The sequence below is a fragment of the Pseudomonas sp. SO81 genome (genome assembly GCF_030374125.1).
Taxonomy (GTDB): Bacteria; Pseudomonadota; Gammaproteobacteria; order Pseudomonadales; family Pseudomonadaceae; genus Aquipseudomonas.
This window is the reverse complement of sequence record NZ_CP126126.1, coordinates 2,126,118-2,145,114: the sequence shown is the minus strand read 5'-3', so window position 1 is coordinate 2,145,114 and position 18,997 is coordinate 2,126,118. Positions and strand designations below refer to the sequence as shown.

At 67.7% G+C, this 18,997-nt stretch carries 15 protein-coding genes; 5 read left to right on the top strand and 10 right to left on the bottom strand.

Features of this window, described 5'->3' with window-relative positions; all coding sequences use genetic code 11:
- The first annotated feature begins 63 nt into the window (after positions 1 to 63).
- Both OH686_RS10220 and OH686_RS10215 read left to right on the top strand, forming a co-directional pair.
- A complete protein-coding gene (locus OH686_RS10220) occupies positions 64 to 1,743 on the top strand; it encodes an ABC transporter substrate-binding protein (RefSeq protein WP_289538297.1) in 1,680 nt (559 codons plus the stop codon).
- A complete protein-coding gene (locus OH686_RS10215) occupies positions 1,730 to 2,440 on the top strand; it encodes a substrate-binding periplasmic protein (RefSeq protein WP_289538295.1) in 711 nt (236 codons plus the stop codon). Before OH686_RS10220 ends, OH686_RS10215 begins: the two co-directional genes overlap by 14 nt.
- Before the next feature lie 13 nt (positions 2,441 to 2,453).
- On the opposite strand, the gene OH686_RS10210 is transcribed toward OH686_RS10215, so the two are convergent.
- The 4 genes from OH686_RS10210 to OH686_RS10195 all read right to left on the bottom strand — a co-directional run bounded on the left by OH686_RS10210 (position 2,454) and on the right by OH686_RS10195 (position 7,674).
- Complete coding sequence (locus tag OH686_RS10210) at positions 2,454 to 3,548, bottom strand: M14 family metallopeptidase (RefSeq protein ID WP_289538293.1); 1,095 nt, start codon at positions 3,546 to 3,548, stop codon at positions 2,454 to 2,456.
- 157 nt (positions 3,549 to 3,705) lie between these two features.
- Positions 3,706 to 5,175 carry a CapA family protein gene (locus OH686_RS10205; protein WP_289538291.1) on the bottom strand — a complete coding sequence of 490 codons (1,470 nt, stop codon included), beginning with the start codon at positions 5,173 to 5,175 and terminating at the stop codon, positions 3,706 to 3,708.
- An 18-nt stretch (positions 5,176 to 5,193) separates the two neighbouring features.
- Complete coding sequence (locus OH686_RS10200) at positions 5,194 to 6,495, bottom strand: MFS transporter (RefSeq protein ID WP_289538290.1); 1,302 nt, start codon at positions 6,493 to 6,495, stop codon at positions 5,194 to 5,196.
- 3 nt (positions 6,496 to 6,498) lie between these two features.
- Complete coding sequence (locus OH686_RS10195) at positions 6,499 to 7,674, bottom strand: M20 aminoacylase family protein (protein ID WP_289538288.1); 1,176 nt, start codon at positions 7,672 to 7,674, stop codon at positions 6,499 to 6,501.
- 156 nt (positions 7,675 to 7,830) lie between these two features.
- Between OH686_RS10195 and OH686_RS10190 the strand changes: the two genes are divergently transcribed.
- Entirely contained in the window at positions 7,831 to 8,295 is a 465-nt protein-coding gene (locus OH686_RS10190) for an OsmC family protein (protein ID WP_289538286.1), read from the top strand.
- A 7-nt stretch (positions 8,296 to 8,302) separates the two neighbouring features.
- Here the strand turns inward: OH686_RS10190 and OH686_RS10185 are convergent, their stop codons facing one another.
- The 4 genes from OH686_RS10185 to OH686_RS10170 form a co-directional block, all read right to left on the bottom strand.
- Positions 8,303 to 9,214, bottom strand: a complete 912-nt coding sequence (locus OH686_RS10185; protein ID WP_289538284.1) for a LysR family transcriptional regulator — start codon at positions 9,212 to 9,214, stop codon at positions 8,303 to 8,305.
- Between the two features lie 147 nt (positions 9,215 to 9,361).
- On the bottom strand, positions 9,362 to 10,738 hold the full coding sequence (locus OH686_RS10180) for a DUF1329 domain-containing protein (RefSeq protein ID WP_502942789.1): 1,377 nt from the start codon (positions 10,736 to 10,738) through the stop codon (positions 9,362 to 9,364).
- 11 nt (positions 10,739 to 10,749) lie between these two features.
- Complete coding sequence (locus OH686_RS10175; protein ID WP_289538280.1) at positions 10,750 to 12,564, bottom strand: DUF1302 domain-containing protein; 1,815 nt, start codon at positions 12,562 to 12,564, stop codon at positions 10,750 to 10,752.
- Positions 12,565 to 12,897: 333 nt separating this feature from the next.
- Entirely contained in the window at positions 12,898 to 15,075 is a 2,178-nt protein-coding gene (locus OH686_RS10170) for a malate synthase G (RefSeq protein ID WP_289538278.1), read from the bottom strand.
- A gap of 165 nt (positions 15,076 to 15,240) precedes the next feature.
- Between OH686_RS10170 and OH686_RS10165 the strand changes: the two genes are divergently transcribed.
- Positions 15,241 to 15,708 (top strand): GNAT family N-acetyltransferase, encoded by a 468-nt coding sequence (locus OH686_RS10165; protein WP_289538276.1) that lies wholly within the window; start codon positions 15,241 to 15,243, stop codon positions 15,706 to 15,708.
- Positions 15,709 to 15,729: 21 nt separating this feature from the next.
- Positions 15,730 to 16,251, top strand: coding sequence for a glycine cleavage system transcriptional repressor (locus OH686_RS10160; protein ID WP_289538274.1), 522 nt, complete (start codon positions 15,730 to 15,732; stop codon positions 16,249 to 16,251).
- 700 nt (positions 16,252 to 16,951) lie between these two features.
- Here the strand turns inward: OH686_RS10160 and rarD are convergent.
- Positions 16,952 to 17,848 (bottom strand): EamA family transporter RarD, encoded by an 897-nt coding sequence (rarD, locus tag OH686_RS10155; protein ID WP_289538272.1) that lies wholly within the window; start codon positions 17,846 to 17,848, stop codon positions 16,952 to 16,954.
- A 157-nt stretch (positions 17,849 to 18,005) separates the two neighbouring features.
- Entirely contained in the window at positions 18,006 to 18,980 is a 975-nt protein-coding gene (locus OH686_RS10150; protein ID WP_289538270.1) for a serine/threonine protein kinase, read from the bottom strand.
- Between the last annotated feature and the right edge of the window lie 17 nt (positions 18,981 to 18,997).

Here is an 18,997-nt window from a genome sequence, read left to right as displayed (position 1 = left end):
TGCTCTGGCGGCGGCGCCGGGCAGTCGCCTAGACTCAGCGCATAATTAGAAAAGGAGCCTCGGATGCGCGCTGCGATATTGCTCGGCCTGTTGCTGAGCACGGCCACGCAGGCGGCCGATCCGCTGCTGGAGGCCATGGCCGAGTTGCAGCCCAGTTCCCTGAGTGCCGCCGAGCAGCGCGCCGAGCTGGCCTGGTTCGCCGCAGCCGGCAAGCCGTTCGCCGGCACCCAGGTGCGGGTGATCGCCGAGCGCATCGACACCCACTGGTACGAGACCAATGTTCTGGCGCCGTTGTTCACTCGGCTGACCGGCATCCGCGTGATCCACGAGATCAGCGGCGAGGACGACGTGGTCAACAAGCTGCGCACCCAGCAGGAGACCGGCCTGCCGCTGTATGACGCATATGTCAGCGACAGCGACTTGCTCGGTCAGCACTTCCGCGACGGCCAGGTGCTGGTGCTGTCCGACTTCATGGCCGGCGAAGGCGCCAGCGTGACCCTGCCGACCCTGGATCTGGGCGACTTCATCGGCCTGCCCTTCGTCACCGCCCCCGACGGCAAGCTGTACCAGCTGCCCGACCAGCAGTTCGCCAACCTCTACTGGTACCGCCGCGACTGGTTCGAGCGCCCGGAGCTGCGCAAGGCCTTCCGCCAGCGCTATGGCTACGAGCTGGACGTGCCGCAGAACTGGTCGGCCTACGAGGACATCGCCGCCTTCTTCACCGAACAGGTCGGCGAGCTGGATGGCCAGCGCGTCTACGGCCACATGGACTACGGCGGCTTCGACCCCTCCATCGGCTGGCGCCTGTCGGACGCCTGGCTGGGCATGGCCGGGGTGGGCGATCTGGGCCTGCCCAACGGCGTGCCGGTGGACGACTGGGGCATCCGCGTCGAGGGTTGCCGCCCGGCCGGCGCCAGCGTCGCCCGCGGTGGCTCGCTGGACAGCCCGGCAGCGGTCTACGCCATTCAGCAGTACGTCGACTGGCTGCAGCGCTACGCACCGCCCGAGGCGCAGCAGATGAGCTTCAACCAGGCCGGCAATGTCGCCGCCCGCGGCCACGTGGCCCAGCAGATCTTCTGGTACACCGCCTTCACCGCCGACTACACCAAGCTCGGCAGCCCGGTGGTGGATGCCGAGGGCAAGCCCAAGTGGCGGGTGGCGCCGTCGCCCCGCGGCGCCTACTGGCGCGACGGCATGAAGTCCGGCTACCAGGACGTCGGCGCCTGGACCCTGCTCAAGGCCACGCCGCTGCGCCAGCGCCAGGCGGCCTGGCTGTACGCCCAGTTCGTCACCGCCAAGAGCGTGTCGCTGCGCAAGACCCTGGTCGGTCTGACCCCGATTCGCCGCTCCGATCTCGACTCGCCGGCCCTGCTGGCCGAGGCGCCGCGCCTGGGCGGGCTGGTCGAGTTCTACCGCAGCCGCGCGGCGCGGCGCTGGACGCCTACCGGCGCCAACGTGCCGGACTACAGCGGCATGGCCAGCCTGTGGTGGCGCCAGCTGCACCCGGCGGTGTCGGGCAAGCTCAGCGCGAGCCAGGCCCTGGGCAATCTGGCCCTGGCCTTCGATCGCCACTTGCAGGTCGTCGGCCAGCGTCAGCAACACGCCTGCGCGCCGGCGCTGAATGCCCCGCGCCCGGCCGGCGAGTGGCTGAGCCAGCCCGGCGCACCCTGGCCACGCCTGGACAACGAGCGCCCGCCCGGGCGCACCCTGCCGTACGAGGAGGCCCTGCGTGCGTGGGATTAGCCTGCTGTTGCTGAGCCTGTTCAGCCTGCCGCTGGCGGCGGCCGAGCTGCAGCTGTTCGCCTGGGAGCGCGCGCCGCTGGTGCAGCAGCGCCCCGATGGCAGCGCCAGCGGCCTGGTGCCGGAGCTGACCGCCGAGCTGTTCCGCCGCGCCGATATCGCCTACCGACTGAGCTTCATGCCGCTGCAGCGAGCCCTGCACCAGGTGCAGCAGCAGGAGCGCAGCTGCGTGCTGCTGGTGGAACGCCAGCAGGAACGCGAGCCGCAATTCGCCTGGGTCGGCCCGCTGCTGGTGTCGCGCCTGGGGCTGTACGCCAAGGCCGACGACAACCTGCAGCTGAGCAGCCTGGAGCAGGTGCGCGGCCTGCGCGTGCTCAGCCACCAGGGCTCCGGCGCCGGCGAGTACCTGCAGAGCATCGGTGTGGAGGTGATCTACTCGAACAAGGAGTCGCTCAACCTGAGCATGCTGCAGCGCAGCCGCGCACGGTTGTGGGCCACCAGCTCGGCGGTGGTCGACTCGCTCCCGGCCAGCCCGCGCCCGCGCGAGGTGCTGCCGTTCCTGACCCTGATGGAAGACATCGCCTGCCACCCGCGCATGGACCCCGGCGAGTTGCAGCGCCTGCAGGACAACCTGCGGCAGCTGTACCGCGAGGGCTGGGTGCAGGCGCTGTACCGCAAGCACGGCCTCGAGCTGCGCTGAGGCCGCTGCTGGCTCAGTGGCGGGTCAGCGGTCCGGCGAGCCCGGCCAGGGTCTGCTCGAGCACCTCGCGGGCCTGCTGCAGGACCCGCTGCTTCCAGTCATCCGCGTCGACGTAGAAGGCATCGCGCAGCTGGCGCTTGATCCGCTCCTGCTGGGCGGCGGGTGCCTGCGGGTTGCGGTACAGCCAGTGGTCGGCGCGCAGCGCGTTGAACACCTTGAGCCCGGCCAGGGTGCCGTACTCCAGGGTCAGGCCGTTGTACTCGGCCTGGGCGCACTCGGTCATCGTCGCCAGGTCCTGGGTGCCGTTGAGGGCGGCGGAGGTGGAGCTGCCGTCCTGGCTGCTGGTCACTCTGTCGCCCCACCAGGCCCGGGCCCGCTGCATCGACTCCGGGCTGTTGTCGCCCTTGTAGATGCGCTCGCCGAAGCCGCGCGGGCCGAGGCCGGTGTGCACGTCGATCCAGCCGATGCGCCGGCACTGCTGGCCATGCTGGCGCAGCACCTGGCGCAAGGTCTGGTTGCTCCAGGTCGGCGCGGTACCGGCGAAGAACATGCCCTGCGGGTCGCTGTGCTGGCCGCGGGAGATGGCGCCCTGCAGGGCCATGCGTCCGTGGCGCAGGGAATAGCCGACCAGGCCGAGGGTGGTCGGCAGGGTGGGAGGCTGGCGGCGCGGCAGCAGCAGGTGGGCGACCCGGCGGTAGTCGCGGTTGTCCGGCAGCGGCTGGGTGAAGTCGAGGAAGTTGCGGTTGAGGTCGACGTTGTCCTCGGTCACCCGGCGCAGCCAGGAGAAGCCGTGCGGGTTGAGCGCATGGATGAACAGCACGGCCAGGTCGTCGCGCTGGCAGCGCTGCATCCAGGCCGCGTCGCGCAAGCGGTCGATCTGCACGGCCGAGCCGCAGAAACCTTCCACACCGTGGCAGCCGCTGCTCAGCACCAGCAGGTTGGCGGCGTCGGCCGGGCCGAGGCGGGCCACGTCCATGGCCAGCTCTTCGCCGTCGCGACCTTTCAGGGGGTGGATATGCGCTTCGACGGCCAGGCCGCTGGCGGCGCAGGCGTCGAGGAATTTCTGCCGGGCTTCGGCGTAGCTCTGCGAGAAACAGGTCAGGTCCATGTTGCTTCCGTGTGGTGGATGGCGCCCGCGCGGTTTCGCGGGCGCGGCCGTGCCCGTGGCGCGGGCTTGTGGCCTGCACCGGACGTCGGCAGGAGGGTTGAGGGTGGGGCCAGGCCCCGGGCTGGCGGCCTTGTGGGCCGCTGGCGTCAGGCAGCCGTCATGAGGCGATCACCACGCGGCCGACGCTGCTCTGGCGTTCGCCGTGCTGTACGGTCTCGATCTCGATGACGGTGCCGAACTCGGCGGACAGCTCGCGCAGGCGCTCGAGGATGCGCCGCGCCTGCTGCTGGTTGTCGTCGTTGTCGAAGGCCAGGCGCGGAATGCCGCGCTCGGCATCGCGCCCGGCGAAACCCAGTTGGATCGGGTGCAGCAGCAGTTGCTTGAGGGTGCCGTCGGCCTTGAAGTGGCACTCGGCGACCACGCTCTCGAACCACACCGGCTCGCTGAAGATGCCGACCACGCGCTTCCACTCGAGGAACTCGGCCGGGGTGCTCAGGCGCGGGTTGGTGATGCCCTTGGGCCCGACGAAGGCCTCGGCGGCCAGCCACTCGCGGCTCTCCCACTTGTCCATTGGCATCAGCTTCATGCTGTTGTCCATGAAGCAGAAGTTGCCCAGCGAATACAGCAGCGGCTTGCCCTTGTAGATGTCGATGCCGCGAATCTGGTGCGGGCCGTGGCCGCAGAGCATGTCGGCGCCGTTGTCGACCAGGCTGCGGGCCAGGGCCGGCAGGTAGTTGGGCACCTCGATGCACTGGTTGTCCGGTTCGTGGGTGTGCTGGGCGACGATGGTGAAGTCGCTGCTCTGCTTGGCCTGGCGCAGGTCACGCAGGATGGCGGCCTGGTCGAGCTTGTCGCACTCGTAGTGGATGCGCACGGTGCCCGGCGCGGCATTTGGGTCGACGCGGTAGTGCAGGGCCATGCCCAGGTGCACGCTGTGCTCGCCGTGCAGGGTGCGCAGCAGGTAGTGATCCTGGAAGGCCTCCTGCTCGTTGAGGCGCTTGAGCACGGCGAAGTCCTGCGGCGATATAAGGCGGTGCGGGGTGGTGCGCAGCGGGCTCAGGCCCGGACGCGGCGGCACCATGCCCAGGCCGTCGGCAGCCGGCGCATTGGCCTCGAAGGTGGTGGCGTAGGAAATCAGCGAGACGCGCGCCTTGGCGGTGTTGACGAAGGCCGGCGCGCGGGCGGCGGCCAGGCTGCCACCGGTGCCGGCGTGGGCGATGCCGGCGTCATCCAGCAGCGCGTTGGTCATCTTCAGGCCGGCGGCGCCCCAGTCCAGCGCGTGGTTGTTGGCCCGCGACATCAGGTTGAAGCCGATACTGGCCAGGTCCGCCGGGGCGTCGGCATCGCTGAGCAGCCAGGAGAAGCCGGACAGCGCCTCGGGGTAGCCGTCGTAGCGGTTGAAGTCGATGGCGGTGCATTCGTAGTTGCCCACCACCACGTCGCCACGCTTAAGGATGTCGAGCAGCTCGGGCGACCTGCGCGCCAGTTTGTCGGCGATCGCGTGGGTGATGATGATGTCGCCGACGGCGACCACGCAGAAGCCGTCTGCCACGTCGGCGTCGCGCCAGCTGTCCGGCAGGGTGATACGGTCGGGACGCTGCTGGGGCGAGGGGATTCGTTTGTGCATCTCGGAAAACTTCCTGACTCAGGCCTGGCTCGCGGCCGGCGCGTTGTGGGATTCGCTGGAGGATTGGCCGGTGAGGACGGCCAACTGTTTGCGGCTGCGCTCCGGGTCGACCAGGAACAGGGCCAGCAGGCCGCCGACGATCAGCACCAGGCCGAACAGGCCGACGGCCAGCTCGAAGCCCTTGACCAGGTCGCCGCCTTCCCAGCCGATGGCCTGGCCGACCACGTGCGGGGCGAGCATGCCGGCGCTGGTCATCAGGCCGATGTGGATCGCCAGCATGCTGCCGCGCTGCTTGGCCGGCGCGATGTAGGCGACGGCGGAGTTGGCGAAGGCCGGCACCAGGTTGACGATGGAGCCGCCGACCAGATACAGCGCGATGGTCATGTCCACGCCCTGCTCGACGAAGCCCATCAGGCTCATCGCCACACCACCGATCAGGCAGGCCGCGGCGATCGGCACGGCCATGGCCACCCGCACGTTGGCTCCGCGCTTGAGGGCACGCTGAGACAGGCTGGAGACCAGCAGGTTGAGGACGATCACGCCGAGGGTGGCGGCCATCACCACGTAGCCGGACTGCATCGGCGTCATGCCCAGACCTTTCTGCAGGTAGGTCGGAATCCAGCTGTAGATCAGCGCGGTGGGCAGGTAGATGCAGAAGCCGGCCAGGGTGACGAAGAAGAAGGTGCGGTTGAGCAGCAGGTGGCGGTAGCTGGTGGTGCCACCGGCGGCCTCGTCGCTGGCCTCGTCATGCTGGCCTTCGCGGCCGACCATCAGCCACAGCGCCAGCCAGAGCAGGCCGACGCCGGCGAGGATCAGGTAGCCGGCGCGCCAGCCCAGGTGCTGGATCAGCAGCGGCAGCGACAGCGCGCCGAGGATGGCACCGGACATGATCGCTACCTGGATCCAGGCGGCCGGCAGCACGCGCTCGCGCGGGGCGTACCACTTGAACGCGGCGTGCTGGGTCACCGCGGTGCCCGGGCCGCAGCCGGCGCCGAGCAGCATGCGGCTGGCGACCAGGGCGAAGAAGCTGGTGGAAATCGCGGTGAGCACCTGCGCGGCCATCCACACCACCGACATGCCGGAGAGAATCCAGCGGCTCGGCACGCGGTTGGCGAGGAAGCCGACCAGCACGCCGGACACCGAGTAGAGGAAGAAGAAGGCGCTGCCGATGAAGCCGAACTGCTCGGGCGTGAGCTTGAGCTCGTCGATGATCTGCGGGCCGGCGAAGGCGAAGATGGTCTTGTCCAGCACGCTGATGACCATCACGGCCAGCAGCATCAGGACCACCAGGGGCCGCTTGCTATTAGGGAGGGGCTGCATCAATCAGGTCTCGCTCAGGTAGGTTTCCACCAGGCGCGCCCACAGGCTTGCGCCGAAGGGGATGGCCAGGTCGTTGAAGTCGTATCCGGGGTTGTGGACCATGCAACCGCTGGGCCCGCTGTTGCCGTTGCCGGTGACGATGTAGCAGCCGGGGCGCACCTCGAGCATGGAGGCGAAGTCCTCGCTGCCCAGGTAGCCGCTCGGCACGCTGGTCAGCACGCCCTTGTCGCCGCTGATCTGGCGCGCCACCTGTTGCAGCAGGGCCGTCTCCGCCGGACTGTTCATCAGCACGCCGATGCGCTCGTCGTAGTCCAGGTCCAGCCCGATGTCATGGGTCTTGGCCACGCCTTCGGCGATCTCGGTGATGCGCTTCTTCAGCAGCTGGCGGATCTCCGGGTTGGTCGAGCGCACGCTGAGCTTGAGCATGGCCACATCCGGAATCACGTTGGCCGCCTCACCAGCCTGGATCGAGCCCACGGTGACCACGCCGACCTCGCCGGCCGGCACATTGCGCGCAACGATGCTCTGCAGCGCCAAGACCAGTTCGGCGGCGGCGATCACCGGGTCCTTGGCCTTGTGCGGCATGGCGCCGTGGCCGCCGACGCCGAGCAGCCTGATGGTCACCACATCGGAGGATGCGCTCATGGCGCCGGCCTGGGTGACGAACATGCCCACCGGCAGGCCCGGCATGTTGTGCAGGGCGTATACCGCGTCGCAGGGGAAGCGCTCGAACAGGCCGTCCTCGATCATCAGGCGCGCGCCCTTGAGGGTCTCCTCGGCTGGCTGGAAGATCAGGTTGAGGGTGCCGTCGAAGGCGCGGGTCTCGGCCAGGTAGCGCGCCGCGCAGAGCAGGATGGCGGTGTGGCCGTCATGGCCGCAGGCGTGCATCTTGCCGGCGTGGCGGCTGCAGTGGGCGACGCCACTCTCCTCGTGGATCGGCAGGGCGTCCATGTCGGCGCGGATGCCGATGCTGCGGCTGCCGCTGCCGTTCTTCAGCACACCGACCACGCCGGTGCCGCCAATGCCCTCATGCACCGCGTAGCCCCACTGGCGCAGCAGGCTGGCGACCAGCAGGCCGGTGCGGCTCTCCTCGAAACCCAGCTCCGGGTGCTGGTGGAGGTCTCGGCGAATCGACGCGAATTCATCCTGCCAGGCCAGGATCTGCGGGATCAGCTGCATGTGGTTGTCCTTGTGGTGATGCCCAGGATGCGGCGCAGCATGCCGCAGGCAGCCGGCGGCGGATAATCACCTCTGCGCATGTGTATCGGCTTTGGTTATGTGCGTCGGCGCAGCCGCTTGGTTATGCTGGTCCGCCCCCTCTTGCGGAGCGCTCCGATGGCCATGCACACCGCCGAAATCCTCTGGTCGCGCGGCGACCAGGACTTCCTCGACAACCGCTACAGCCGCGCGCATCTGTGGCGCTTCGACGGTGGCGTGGAGGTGCCGGCCTCGTCCTCGCCGCACGTGGTGCCGCTGCCCGGTTCGCGCGAAGACGCGGTGGATCCGGAGGAGGCCTTCGTCGCCTCGCTGTCCAGCTGCCATATGCTCTGGTTCCTGTCGCTGGCGGCGCGCGATGGCTGGCGCGTGGACGCCTACCACGACCAGGCCGAGGGCAAGATGGGCAAGAACGCCGAGGGCCGCCTGGCCATGACCCGCGTCACCCTGCGCCCGAGCGTTACCTTCAATGGCGCCGCACCGAGCCGCGAACAGCTCGATGCGCTGCACCACGAGGCGCACGAGGAGTGCTTTATCGCCAGCTCGGTGAAGACCGAGGTGCTTTGCGAGCCGCGCTACAGCTGAGCCTGAGTCAGTCTCCCAGCTTCGGCGCGTGCGGGCTCTTGTAGGCGTACACCAGCTCGTCGGCCAGGGCCTTGGCCTCGCGGGTCATCAGTTCCTGGTCGCGACAGACCAGGGAAATGTTCATCGGCGGCACCTGTTCCGCCACGTCCAGCACGTGCAGCTCCTGGCCGAGTTTCTGGACGTGTTCCAGCACCCGCAGTGACCAGTAGCTGATGGCGTCGGTATTCAGCGCCAGCTCGGAGAACAGCACCACCGAGGCGCACTCGATGACCCGTGTCGGCGGTTCGACCCGGTACTGCTCGAACATCAGGCCGACCCGCGATTGCTCCAGCGAGTCTTGCAGCAGCCACTCCTGATCGCGCAGCTCCTCCAGCGAGCGCGCGCCGCTCAAGGGGTGGCCCTTGCGCACGGCCAGCACGGTGGGCTGGGCGTACAGCTCGGTCCAGTGGAAGCCATCGCTGTTGCGCACGGCCGGAAGCGAGGTCAGCACCAGGTCCAGCTGGCCTTCGCGCAGGCCCTCCATCAACTTGGACGGGCGCAGTTCGTGGATCTGCACCTGCACCTTGGGGTAGCGCTTGCGGTAGCGGTTGAGGCTAGCGATGAACTGGGCGCCGGGGGTGACCGGTGACACGCCGATCGACACCTTGCCGTCCATCACGCCCTTGAGCGTCTCGATCTCCTCGCGGGCACGGCGCACTTCCTCGAGGATCAGGCGGGCGCGGCGCACCAGGCGCTCGCCGTATTCGGTGACGGTGATGCCGCGGTTGGAGCGGATCAGCAGGGGCACGCCGAGTTCGGCCTCCAGCTCCTTGATGCCCTTGGACAGGGCCGGCTGGGAGATGTGCAGCAGGCGCGAGGCCTCCTGGATGCTGCCACTCTCGCTGATGGCGAGCATGGCGCGGAGCTGGTGCAACTTCATGGGAACGGCCCGGCTTCTTTAGGCAAGGTGCGGAATTTAAAGCAAAAAATACGCCTCGTGGCCGAATGCCGATGGGCTGCGTCGGGCCATTTGTAAGATAAAAAAACGGCGGCCGCAGGCCGCCAAGGTAGGAGTGTTGCGTGGAGATCAGCGAATCCCCGAGGCGCGCAGGGCGCTGGGGGTGAACTGCTTGCGGCTGTACTGCATGTCGAACTGGTAGGCGTTCTTCTCCTCGTTGTACAGCGCGTTGACGGCGTAGCGGCCGGAGAGCACGTCGTAGTGGGTCTCGGCGGCCAGGCGCGGCATCTGCTGGTCGTAGAAGAAGCTGGCGTGGCCCTCGGAGACGCGCCACAGCTGGCCGCGGCCGTCGTAGGCATCGGCCTCGGCGGCCTGCCAGCTGTCCTCGTCGATGAACAGGTCGCGGCGCGAGTACACGTGGCGCTGGCCCGGCTTGAGGGTGGCGGTCAGGTGCCACACGCGGTGCAGCTCGTAGCGGGTGTGCTCGGGGTTGAGGTGGCCGGGCTTGATGATGTCGCTGTACTTCAGGTCCGGCGAACCCAGCTTGAAGCTGTTGTAGGGGATGTACATCTCCTTCTTGCCCACCAGCTGCCAGTCGAAGCGATCCGGCGAGCCGTTGAACATGTCGAAGTCGTCCTGGGTGCGCATGCCTTCGGCGCCGGGGCTGTCGTAGGCGATCTGCGGGGCGCGGCGCACGCGGCGCTGGCCGGCGTTGTACTGCCAGGCCATGCGCGGTTCCTTGACCTGGTTGATGGTCTCGTGGACCAGCAGCACGCCGCCGGCCATGCGTGCCGGGGCGAGGAACTCCTCGCGGTAGAAGTACAGGATGTTGGCCATTTCCTTCGCGCTGTAGTCGCTCAGGCCGACCGGGTAGGCCAGCTGCTGCTTGACCAGGCTCGGGGTGAACGCGCCGTTGGCCTGCGGCGAGGCCTGGATGACGATGCGCTGGAAGGCCAGGCCCTGGTAACGGCCGATATGGTTCCAGATCACCTCCAGGCCGTTCTGCGGGATGGCGAACGGCAGGCCGCCGCTGCGGTAGTTCTGTAGGCCGTTGCCGCCTTCGGCGAGCTGGGTGTCGGCGGCGTTCTGCCGGGTGGTGTCTAGGTAGCTCTGCGGCAGGCTCACCGAGCGGCGCGTCGGGTAGACCGGGATGCGGTAGCTCTGCGGGTAGCGCTTGAACAGGGCGAGCTGGCCGGGAGTCAGCTTGTCCTGGTACTGCGCGACGTTGTCGGCGGTGATGGTGAACAGCGGCTGGTCGGCGGCATACGGGTCGCTGAGGAAGCCGTTGGCGTCGCGGCTGCCGGCGTCCTTGGCCAGGCCGCCGGTCCACTCGGGGATGCTGCCGTCGGCATTGCCGGCGCGCTCGGCGCCGACCGGGGTCAGCTCCTTGCCGAGGCGGGCGATGTCGGCGGCCGGCGCCGCGGCCAGGGTATGGCCGGCGGCGAGCAGGCCGAGGCCGAGCACGCCGGCGCGCAGCAGTTGGGTGTGGATCAGGGAGAACGTCATGTGCATAACCCTCAGAAGCTCATGCCGACGCTGAAGGCGAGGAAGTCGCGGTCGGTGTTGGTGTTGAAGTCGCCGCCGAAGTAATTGGTGTAACTGAGGCTGGCGGTGTAGGTGGACAGGTAGTCGGCATCCAGGCCGAGGCTCACCGACTTGTTGCCTTCGGTGAAGGTCGGGCCGTAGCCCTCCACGTCATGGGCGAAGGCCAGGTTGGGCTTGAGGTTGACTCCGGCGAGGGCGTCGTTGAACTCCAGCTGGGTGCGCAGGCGGTAGCCCCAGGAGTTCTGGGTGTAGAAGCCCTTGTCGGTGCACTGGTCCGGGTTGGCGCTGTTGAGCAGGCTCTTGCACAGCTCGTTGCCGCTCATGCCCAGGGCGGCGGCGTAGTCGGGCAGGGCGCCGTTGCCGAACACGCTGCTGCGGCCGAAGCGCAGGTCGGAGCCGTCGGCCGAGCCGAGGTTGCCGATATGGCTGTAGCCCACTTCGCCGATCAGGGTCAGGCGGTCGCCACCGAGCACGTTGTCGAACACGTGCACGGCACTGACCTGGGCCTGGCTGAAGGGCATGCGCTTGTAGCCCTGCACCTGGCTGCCGAAGGCGGTGCCGGCCCAGTCGTTATCGAAGATCGCCAGGCCGTCGATGCCCAGCGCGGCGACCAGGCCGCCGACGCTGGCGGCGGTGGACACGTCGGTACCGTTGAGCGCCATCGGCATGTTCGGGCGGTGGCTGATCTCGCCGGACAGCGCGGTGCCATCGGCCGTGGTGGTGGCGAAGCTGATGCCGTACAGGCGGATGTCTTCCGGGTATTCCAGGTAGTAGCGGGCGCTGGCCGGGCCGGGGGCGCCGGTGATGGCGCTGAGCGAGGCGGTGCCGACCTGCCACATGCTCTCCGGCGTGCGGCTGTGGTAGTTCATGGCGTAGAAGCCGAACTCGGTGTCGTTCAGCTCCGGCACCAGCCAGCGCATGGCCACGCCGAACTGGCCGCTGTCACGGGCCTCCTTGTCGTCCAGGCGCGGGACCCAGCCGTACACCGACGGGTCGCGATCGTAGTCGCTGCCGAAGGTGGTCATGCCGTATTCGCAGCCCTTGGCCGCGGTGTCCGCGCCGAAGAAGGTGCCGCAGTTGTCGAGGACGGTCTTCTCCCACTCCAGCTGGTAGAAGGCCTCGACCGAGAGGTTGTCGCTCAGGCCCTGGGTGACGTACAGCATGTTCACCGGGATCAGGCCTTCCTTGATCTCCGAGCCCGGGCGGCGCAGGGCGGCGACGTCGGCCGGGTTGATGGCGTTGATGCTGTTGCCGATGAAGGTGCTCTCGCCCCAGCTCACCACCTGTTTGCCGGCGCGCACGCTGCCGGGCAGGTCGCCGATCAGGTAGTTGTGGTAGACGAAGGCATCCAGCAGCTCCGCGCCTGCGGCCTGGGCGGCGTTGTCGCGGCCGCTGTCGTCGATGTCGTAGAGCAGGCGGTGTTCGTCCTTCAGCTCGAAGTCGTACCAGTACTTGCCGCGCAGGAAGATGCCGCTCTCGCCGTAGCTCAGCTGCAGGTCGTGCACGCCCTTGAAGATCTTCGAGAAGGTCTCGCCCTTCTTGAAGTTCAGCCGGCCGTCGTCGCTGGTGCGGGTGGAGGCGCTGCCGCCGTTGGCCTTGCCGATGAACTTGGCGTCGGCGTCGTCCAGTGCCCAGCTGGCGCCGATGGACAGGGAGGAGTCGAACCGTCCCTCGATTTCCCCGATATTGAAGCTGGCGGCCTGTGCCGGTAGCGCGGTTGCCAGTGCTACGGCCAGTGCCAGGGCATGGGGATGCATCGCCCCCGCGCCTGTTGTTGTTCTTCTCATGGTGCTCTCCTGCTGATCAAAGAAGGCCCGCGGCTCGGCCGCGCGGCGCATCACTTCTTTGCAGCCTGATGACAGGTGCCGGGGCATCCTAGGTAAGCCCCGCGGCCCTGACTTCTGAAAAATCCTTATGCCCATAGCCAAAGGTGAGGTCGGCCCGCCCGCTCACTCGACGGACGCTGCGGCAAAGGCTCGCGAGGCTCATGGTTGCTGGCCCTGTGCGCGGATAGCGTGCATAACCCGGGGTTATCCCGATAAGCAGCCGGTGGGCGACGCCCCTTTTCAGGCATAAAAAAACCGCCCCGGAGGGCGGTTCTTTTGCTCGCTTGCGGCGAATTACAGACCGTTGGCGGCCTTGAACTCGCGGCGGCGGCGGTGCAGGACCGGCTCGGTGTAGCCGTTCGGCTGCTTGGTGCCTTCGACCACCAGTTCCAGGGCGGCCTGGAAGGCGATGTTGCTGTCGAAGTTCGGCGCCAGCGGACGGTACAGCGGGTCGTTGGCGTTCTGGCGGTCAACCACCGGCGCCATGCGCTTGAGGCTGGCGACGATCTGCTCTTCGGTGACGATGCCGTGGCGCAGCCAGTTGGCCAGCAGCTGGCTGGAGATGCGCAGGGTAGCGCGGTCTTCCATCAGGCCGACGTCGTTGATGTCCGGCACCTTGGAGCAGCCGACGCCCTGGTCGATCCAGCGCACCACGTAGCCGAGGATGCCCTGGGAGTTGTTGTCCAGTTCGTTCTGGATTTCCTCGGCCGACCAGTTGGTGTCCTTGGCCAGCGGGATGCTCAGGATGTCGTCGATGGAGGCGCGCTCGCGCTTGGCCAGTTCGGCCTGGCGGGCGAATACGTCGACCTTGTGGTAGTGCAGGGTGTGCAGGGTGGCGGCGGTCGGCGAGGGGACCCAGGCGGTGTTGGCACCGGCCAGCGGGTGGGCGATCTTCTGCTCGAGCATGCCGGCCATCAGGTCGGGCATGGCCCACATGCCTTTGCCGATCTGGGCGCGACCCTGCAGGCCGGTGGCCAGGCCGATGTCGACGTTCCAGTTCTCGTAGGCGCCGATCCACTTCTCGGCCTTCATGGCGGCCTTGCGCACCACGGCGCCGGCTTCCATGGAGGTGTGGATCTCGTCACCGGTACGGTCGAGGAAGCCGGTGTTGATGAACACCACGCGCTCGCTGGCGGCCTTGATGCACGCCTTGAGGTTGACGGTGGTACGGCGCTCTTCGTCCATGATGCCGACTTTCAGGGTGTTGCGCGGCAGGCCGAGCACGTCCTCGACGCGGCTGAAGATTTCGCCGGTGAAGGCGACTTCTTCCGGGCCGTGCATCTTCGGCTTCACGATGTAGACCGAGCCGGTGCGGGTGTTCTTGCGGCTGGTGTTGCCATTCAGGTTGTGGATGGCGATCAGGCTGGTGAACAGACCGTCCTGGATGCCTTCCGGAATCTCGTTGCCCTGGGCATCGAGGATCGCCGGGTTGGTCATCAGGTGGCCGACGTTACGCACGAACAGCAGGCTGCGGCCGTGCAGGGTCAGCTCGGAACCGTCGGCCTTGGTGTAGACGCGGTCCGGGTTCATGGTACGGGTGAAGGTGCTGCCGCCCTTGCTGACTTCTTCGGCCAGGTCGCCCTTCATCAGGCCGAGCCAGTTGCGGTAGACGATGACCTTGTCATCGGCATCGACGGCGGCGACGGAATCTTCGCAGTCCATGATGGTGGTCAGGGCGGCTTCCATCAGCACGTCCTTCACGCCGGCGGCATCGGTCTGGCCGATCGGGCTGGAAGCGTCGATCTGGATCTCGAAGTGCAGGCCGTTGTGCTTGAGCAGCACGGCGATCGGTGCGGCAGCGTCGCCCTGGAAGGCGATGAACTGGGCGGCGTTCTTCAGGCCGGCTTCGCTGCCGTTCTTCAGGGTCACGGCCAGCTGGCCGTTCTTCACGACATAAGCGGTGGCATCGACGTGGGAAGCACCTTCCAGCGGCGCGGCCTCGTCGAGGAAGGCGCGGGCGAAGGCGATCACCTTGTCACCGCGGACCTTGTTGTAGCCCTTGCCTTTCTCGGCGCCGCCTTCTTCGCTGATCGCATCGGTGCCGTACAGAGCGTCGTACAGCGAACCCCAGCGGGCGTTGGAGGCGTTCAGCGCGAAGCGCGCGTTCATCACCGGGACGACCAGCTGCGGGCCGGCCAGGCGGGCAATTTCTTCGTCGACGTTCTGGGTGGTGGCCTGGAAGTCGGCCGGCTCCGGCAGCAGGTAGCCGATTTCCTGGAGGAAGGCCTTGTACGCGGCGGCGTCATGGGCCTGGCCTTTGCGGGCCTGGTGCCAGGCGTCGATCTTGGCCTGGAACTCGTCACGTTTGGCCAGCAGAGCGCGGTTCTTCGGAGCCAGATCGTTGATCACGGCTTCGGCGCCGGCCCAGAACTTGTCGGCAGCGATGCCGGTGCCGGGGATGGCTTCGTTGTTGATGAAGTCGTAAAGGGCCTTGGCGACCTGCAGACCACCTACTTGAACGCGCTCAGTCATTGCTTGCCTCACTTGATGCAGAACAGGGCCGGAAGGCCATGTAGTAAGAGTCGGCGGATACTACATGACTCATTCGGAAAAATCAGTCACAAACTGTGCCCGTCTGCCGGGCGGCGGCGCAGGCCCTGGCTATACTGCGGGCACTTTTTCGCCTGTGGAGTTGCCATGCCGGTCAGCCGCGTTCTTCCTGCCGATTTACCCACCGTTCTGCCCGAGCTTGCCGAGCTGTTTGCCGGCTATCTGGACTTCTATCGGGTACCGCGTCCGATTGGCGAAATCGAGGCCTTTCTCGCCGCGCGCCTGACCGCCAACGAGTCGGTGGTGCTGCTGGCGCGCGACGCCGCCGGCACGGCGCTGGGCTTCGTCCAGCTGTATCCGTTCTTCGCCTCGCTGCAGCTGAAGCCGGCCTTCCTGCTCAGCGATCTGTACGTGAGCCCGGCCGGGCGCCGCCAGGGCCTGGCCGAGACACTGATGAACGCCGCCCGCGCCCATGCCGAGCAGAGCGGCGCCTGCGGACTGCAGCTGGAGACGGCGAAGGACAATTTCGCCGGCCAGGCGCTCTACGAAAAGCTTGGCTATGTGCGCGATGAGGTGTTCTATACCTACTGGCTCGGCCTGAACGCCCCGGCCTGAAACCTGAACGAGGAGTCGCACGTGGATCATCTGGTACTCACCGTCATCGCCCCGGACCAACCGGGCCTGGTCGAACGCATCGCCCAGTGCATCGCCGCCCATGGCGGCAACTGGCTGGAGAGCCGCATGTCGCGCATGGCCGGGCAGTTCGCCGGCATCCTGCGCGTGGCCGTGCCGGCCGAGGGCTACGACGAGCTGGTGGACGGCCTGCAGGGCCTCCATGCCCACGGCATCCGCGTGCTGGTGGCGGAGAGCGGCATCGAGCCGTCCTGCACCTGGAAGCCGATCCACCTGGACCTGGTCGGCAACGACCGCCCCGGCATCGTCCGCGATATCACCCGGCTGCTGGCCGAGCACGGCATCAACGTGGAGAGCCTGACCACCGAGGTGGCGCCGGCGCCGATGAGCAGCGAGCCGCTGTTCCACGCCGACGCGGTGCTGGCCGTGCCGCTGACCCTGTCGCTGGACCTGCTGCGCGACAAGCTGGAAAGCCTGGCCGACGACATGATGGTGGAGCTGAACCTGCGTACCACCGAGGAGTGATCCCCAGTTTGCGTGGGTGAAGCTGTGGATAGTCTGGGGAGCCCCGGCGCACTGCCTAGTGCCCCGGGGCTTTTCTTTGCCTGATCAAAAAACCTTCATATTCAGAGGCTTGTGCACAGAGGCCGGGGATGGAGCTGTGGATAGCGCGGGGATCATCGCGTGCGGCTCACGGCCGGCGCGGCCTGCAGCCGGATGAGCGAATTTCGTCCAGACCGGTGTGGCGGTTGGATATCCCCGAAAGCTGTGGATGAAGGTGTGGGCAGCCTGGGGGATGGCCGCTGCAGGCCAGGCGTGCCGCGGTTTCCCGCGCTTCGCTCAGAAAACCAGCAGCATCAAGGGCTTGTGCACAAAGGCCGGGGATCGTTCTGTGGATAACGCGGGGATGTAGCGCTGCGCTGCAAGGCTGGCGCGGGCTGCAGCGTTCTGGCTGATATTTGCGCAGGCCCGATCTTCCGGGCTCGGTGGATAACGCTCTCCCCAGCGTTGCGTCGGACTATCCCCGTTCGCCGTGGGCAGGCCTGTGGAAAGCCTGGGGAGTCAGGGCTGCAGGCCAGGGTTGGCGAGGCCTACAGCCAATCGATCAGGAACTGAGCAGGCCCGCCTGGCTTGTGCACAAAGCCTGGGGATGGAGCTGTGGAAAAGGTTGGGAACAACCGCCTCAGCCCAGCTCCGCCGGGCCTCTGCGCCGGCTGGCTGTTTTCTAGCCAGCCTGGCCGCGACGACGCAGGCCCAGCCAGATGTCCAGGCTATAGATGAACAGCGCCGCCCAGATGCACACGAAGGACAACAGCTTGCTCGGCTCCAGAGTCTCGCCGAACAGCAGCACCGCCTGCAGCAGCACCAGGGTTGGCGCCAGGTACTGCAGGAAGCCCAGGGTGGTGTAGGGCAGGTGGCGCGCGGCGGCGTTGAAGCACAGCAGCGGCACCAGGGTGATGGGGCCGGCGGCGATCAGCCAGAGCGCCTCGCTGCTGCTCCAGAACGCCGGCTGGGTGCTTATCGCCGCCGGGTGCAGCAACAGCCAGCCGAGGGCCAGCGGCAGCAGCAGCCAGGTCTCCACCACCAGGCCGGGCAAGGCGGCTACCGGCGCCTGCTTGCGGATCAGCCCGTAGAAGCCGAAGGTCAGCGCCAGCACCAGCGATACCCAGGGAATGCTGCCCACCTGCCACACCTGCTGCAGCACGCCCAGCGCCGCTAGGCCGACCGCGACCCATTGCAGGCGGCGCAGACGCTCGCCGAGCAGCAGCATGCCGAGCAGCACGTTGATCAGCGGGTTGATGTAATAGCCCAGGCTGGCCTCGAGCATGCGCCCGTTGTTCACCGCCCAGACGTACACCAGCCAGTTGCTGGCGATCAGCAGACCGCTGCCGGCGAGCACCGCCAGGCGCCTGGGATTGTCGCGCAGCTCGCGCCACCAGCCAGGATGCTTCCACAGGGCCAGCAGCAACGCGCCGAACAGCGCCGACCAGATCGCCCGGTGGGCGATGATCTCCAGCGCCGGCACTGCCTGGATGGCCTTGAAGTAGAGCGGGAACAGGCCCCAGATCAGATAGGCGGCAATGCCGAGCGCGTAGCCGCGGCTGGGGTTGGCGGAAGACATGGGCGTCCTTGGTGGATAGGCGGCTAACGAAAGAGCCCTGATTCTAGTGCCGGTCGGTGGAGCTTGTCTGTGTGATCAGCTTTGGCGCGCGCTGCCGATGCGAAAATGGCGTAAGAAAGGCTTTACGGCGGCGGCTGGCTTCGGGCTTCGCCCTCGATCAGAACAGCCGCAACGGCTCCTCATCCAGCGCCGCCAGCTGCTCGCGCAGCGCCAGGATCTGGTCGCCCCAGTAGCGTTCGTTGGCGAACCAGGGGAAGGCCAGGGGGAAGGCCGGATCGTCCCAGCGCCGGGCGATCCAGGCGCTGTGGTGCATCAGGCGCAGCGCGCGCAGGCCCTCGATCAGCGGCAGCTCGCGGGAGTCGAAGTCGTGGAACTCCTGGTAGCCGTCGATCAGCTCGGAGAGCTGGCCGAGGCGTTCCTGGCGCTCGCCGGCCAGCATCATCCACAGGTCCTGCACGGCCGGGCCCATGCGGCAGTCGTCGAGGTCGACGACATGGAAGGCGTCGTCGCGGTGCAGCAGGTTGCCCGGGTGGCAGTCGCCATGCATGCGGACCGGGGTGTAGCGGACCCGGCCGAACAGCTCGTCCAGGCGCTTGAGCAGGTCGCGGGCCACCGACTCGTAGGCCGGCAGCAGGCTGCGCGGGACGAAGTCGCCTTCCAGCAGTGTCGTCAGCGAGGCATGACCGAAGTTATCCACCGCCAGCGTCTCGCGGTGGGCGAACGGGCGGCTGGCGCCGACCGCGTGCAGGCGGCCGAGCAGCTGGCCGAGGCTGTACAGCTGGTCCAGGTTGCCCGGCTCCGGGGCGCGTCCACCGCGGCGGGGAAACAGGGCGAAGCGGAAGCCGGCGTGCTCGAACAGGCTCTCGCCGTCCTGCTGCAGTGGCGCCACCACCGGTACCTCGCATTCGGCCAGCTCGAAGCTGAAGGCATGCTCCTCGCGGATCGCCGCATCGCTCCAGCGATCCGGGCGATAGAACTTGGCGATCAGCGGCTGGCTGTCCTCGATGCCCACCTGGTAGACGCGGTTCTCGTAGCTGTTCAGCGCCAGCACGCGGGCATCGCTGAGATGGCCGATGCTCTCGACGGCATCGAGCACCAGGTCAGGGGTAAGGGTGGCGAAGGGGTGGCTCATGGCGGGCTCCAGTCAGG